Consider the following 3,393-nt stretch of genomic DNA (forward strand, 5'->3'; position numbering starts at 1 on the left):
GGGGGGGTGGGGGGGGGGGGTGGGGGCGGGCGCGGGCGCCCCCCGGTGGGCGGGTTCCGCGGTGGGGGGGGGTCCGGGGTGGGGGGCCGCCCCCCCGCTTCGTTAATGTGTGTGACGACGAACCAGTGTTGATGGCTGTAGGCGATGGTGGCCGCAGGTCAGGCGGATCCCGGGACCACCGGGACCGCTGGACCCCGGGGGCACCGAAGGCACAGCACTCGGCAACGAGCCGGTGAGAAGAGAAGGCAGGTATCCGTGACAAAGAACCAGGCAGGGGTCATGACATCCGCGACTGCTGGTCTCAACCTCAGTGATTCGGTGTACGAGCGCCTGCTCCGCGAGCGCATCATCTTCCTCGGCACGCAGGTCGACGACGACATCGCCAACAAGCTGTGCGCGCAGATCCTGCTGCTCTCGGCCGAGGACCCGACCCGCGACATCTCCCTCTACATCAACTCGCCCGGCGGCTCGGTGACCGCGGGCATGGCGATCTACGACACGATGCAGTTCGCCGACTGCGACATCCGCACCGTCGGAATGGGTCTGGCCGCGTCCATGGGCCAGTTCCTGCTCACCGCGGGCACCAAGGGCAAGCGTTACGCCCTGCCGCACGCGCGCATCATGATGCACCAGCCGTCCGCGGGCATCGGCGGCACCGCGGCCGACATCGCCATCCAGGCAAAGCTTTTCGCCGAGAACAAGCAGGAGCTGAACAAGCTGCAGGCCCTGCACACCGGACAGACGGTCGAACAGATCGAGGCCGACGCCGACCGCGATCGCTGGTTCACCGCTCAGCAGGCGCTGGAGTACGGCTTCATCGACCACGTGGTGAGCCACGCGAACCAGGCCAGCGGCGTAGGCAGCTGAACGGACGCCGCCGGCCCCACGGCCGGTCGCACCGTTGCAGCCGTCGATTGATCACACAGACTCTGGAGACGAAATGGCTCTGATCGACCCCCGCGCCGGGCTGTCCGGCATCGCGCCGTCCTCGCCTCAGGCGCGCTACATCCTGCCCGAGTACATCGAGCAGACCGCCACCGGAACCCGGCAGTGGAACCCCTACGCCAAGCTGTTCGACGAGCGCATCATCTTCCTCGGCAACCAGGTCGACGATGTCTCCGCCAACGACGTGATGGCCCAGTTGCTGGTGCTGGAGTCCCAGGACCCCGACCGCGACATCACCATGTACATCAACTCGCCCGGCGGCTCGTTCACCTCGCTCATGGCGATCTACGACACCATGCAGTACGTGCGCGCCGACGTCGCGACCGTCTGCCTGGGCCAGGCGGCCTCGGCCGCGGCCGTGCTGCTCGCCGCGGGCACCCCGGGCAAGCGTGCCTGCCTGCCCAACGCCAGCGTGCTGATCCACCAGCCGTCCTCGGGTGGCATCCGCGGCCAGGTCTCCGACCTGGAGATCGCCGCGGCGGAGATCGAGCGCATGCGCACCGCCATGGAGGAGACCCTCGCGCGGCACACCGGCAAGTCCGCCGAGGAGATCCGCAAGGACACCGATCGCGATCGCTACCTGACCGCCGAGCAGGCCAAGGAGTACGGCATCGTCGATCACGTCTTCGGTTACCGCAAGCTCAGCGCGCAGTCCTGAGCGCGGCTACCGCGCCGTCGTAGGGCCGGCCGGGCGACACGCCGTAGCGGCGCGCCGCCCGGCCGTTGCCGAAAACGGCCTGCGAACGGTGGAATTTCGCCGCTACCGTGAGAACTCGCACAACCCCGGCGAGAAACATGCTCGAGTTGTCGACCTCCGTCGTGCTCACCGGGTACGGTCGACCTAGGACCTTTGCTCTGGGACGACGGAATACTCGCCCCGCCGGAATTGCTCGCTGTGTTCGTGATACACCGGGCCGGGCGGCCGGCCGGGGCGGCCCGGACGGATGGTTGCACGCGGACAAGGAAGTAGGGACCCACGAGATGGCGCGCATCGGAGATGGCGGCGATCTGCTCAAGTGCTCGTTCTGCGGAAAGAGTCAGAAGCAGGTCAAGAAGCTCATCGCGGGGCCAGGCGTGTACATCTGCGACGAGTGCATCGATCTGTGCAACGAAATCATCGAGGAAGAGCTCGCCGAATCCAGCGAGGTCAAACTCGACGAATTGCCCAAGCCGGCCGAGATCCGCGAGTTCCTGGAGAACTATGTGATCGGTCAGGACGCGGCCAAGCGCACCCTCGCCGTCGCGGTCTACAACCATTACAAGCGCATCCAGGCGGGCGACAAGGGCCGCGACAGCCGGGGTGAGTCGGTCGAGCTGACCAAGTCCAACATCCTCATGCTCGGTCCCACCGGCTGCGGCAAGACCTACCTCGCGCAGACGCTGGCCAAGATGCTCAACGTCCCGTTCGCCATCGCCGACGCCACCGCGCTGACGGAGGCGGGCTATGTGGGCGAGGACGTCGAGAACATCCTGCTCAAGCTCATCCAGGCCGCCGACTACGACGTCAAGCGCGCCGAGACCGGCATCATCTACATCGACGAGGTCGACAAGATCGCCCGCAAGAGCGAGAATCCGTCGATCACCCGCGATGTCTCCGGCGAGGGTGTGCAGCAGGCGCTGCTGAAGATCCTGGAGGGCACCCAGGCCAGCGTGCCGCCGCAGGGCGGGCGCAAGCATCCGCACCAGGAGTTCATCCAGATCGACACCACGAACGTGCTGTTCATCGTGGCGGGCGCGTTCGCCGGCCTGGAGAAGATCATCTCCGACCGCACCGGCCATCGCGGCATCGGCTTCGGCGCCGAGGTCCGCTCCAAGGCCGAGATCGACACCACCGACCACTTCGCCGAGGTCATGCCCGAGGATCTGATCAAGTTCGGTCTGATCCCCGAGTTCATCGGCCGTCTGCCGGTCGTCGCCTCGGTGACGAACCTGGACAAGGAATCGCTGGTCAAGATCCTGTCCGAGCCGAAGAACGCGCTGGTCAAGCAGTACATTCGGCTGTTCGAGATGGACGGCGTCGAGTTGGAGTTCACCCAGGACGCGCTGGAGGCCATCGCCGATCAGGCCATCCTGCGCGGCACCGGCGCTCGCGGGCTGCGCGCCATCATGGAAGAGGTCCTGCTGCCGGTGATGTACGACATCCCCAGCCGCGACGACGTCGCCAAGGTGGTCGTCACCGCCGACACCGTGATCGACAACGTGCTGCCGACCATCGTGCCGCGCAAGCAGCAGCGCACCGAGCGCCGCGACAAGTCCGCCTGAGCCGTCCGCCCCCGGGGGGGCGGCTCGGTCGGCGGAACGAGACGACATCACCCGCCGATGCGGGTCACCGATTGCGCCCCCGGGGCGTGCCGGGGGGGCTAGGGGGGTTTCCCCCGTACCCCCCCCCCGGGGCGGGCCGGGGGCCGGCACGGCCCGCGCGGGGGGGGTAGGGGGGGGGGGCGGCCG

At 67.8% G+C, this 3,393-nt stretch carries 4 protein-coding genes; 3 read left to right on the top strand and 1 reads right to left on the bottom strand.

Translation table 11 applies throughout. The features are described 5' to 3' along the window. Positions 1 to 279 precede the first annotated feature (279 nt). Complete coding sequence (locus tag QH283_RS21140; protein ID WP_280504713.1) at positions 280 to 867, top strand: ATP-dependent Clp protease proteolytic subunit; 588 nt, start codon at positions 280 to 282, stop codon at positions 865 to 867. Positions 868 to 940: 73 nt separating this feature from the next. After that, positions 941 to 1,603 carry an ATP-dependent Clp protease proteolytic subunit gene (locus QH283_RS21145; protein ID WP_280504714.1) on the top strand — a complete coding sequence of 221 codons (663 nt, stop codon included), beginning with the start codon at positions 941 to 943 and terminating at the stop codon, positions 1,601 to 1,603. Here the strand turns inward: QH283_RS21145 and QH283_RS21150 are convergent. After that, the gene (locus QH283_RS21150; RefSeq protein ID WP_280504715.1) at positions 1,587 to 1,772 is read right to left on the bottom strand and encodes a hypothetical protein; all 186 of its coding nucleotides are present in this window, start codon (positions 1,770 to 1,772) and stop codon (positions 1,587 to 1,589) included. The genes QH283_RS21145 and QH283_RS21150 overlap by 17 nt on opposite strands. Positions 1,773 to 1,926: 154 nt before the next feature. On the opposite strand from QH283_RS21150, the gene clpX reads away from it, so the two are divergent. Continuing rightward, positions 1,927 to 3,207: an ATP-dependent Clp protease ATP-binding subunit ClpX gene (gene clpX / locus QH283_RS21155; protein ID WP_280504716.1), complete on the top strand. Its 1,281-nt coding sequence runs from the start codon at positions 1,927 to 1,929 to the stop codon at positions 3,205 to 3,207. Positions 3,208 to 3,393: the final 186 nt, after the last annotated feature.

This window comes from Nocardia farcinica (genome assembly GCF_029867845.1).
Classification (GTDB): Bacteria; Actinomycetota; Actinomycetes; order Mycobacteriales; family Mycobacteriaceae; genus Nocardia; species Nocardia farcinica_A.

Bases quoted from the DNA above. Each gene is read 5' to 3' on its own strand.
- QH283_RS21140 (WP_280504713.1), top strand. From the start codon at position 280: ATGACATCCGCGACTGCTGGTCTCAACCTCAGTGATTCGGTGTACGAG.
- clpX (WP_280504716.1), top strand. From the start codon at position 1,927: ATGGCGCGCATCGGAGATGGCGGCGATCTGCTCAAGTGCTCGTTCTGC.
- QH283_RS21145 (WP_280504714.1), top strand. From the start codon at position 941: ATGGCTCTGATCGACCCCCGCGCCGGGCTGTCCGGCATCGCGCCGTCC.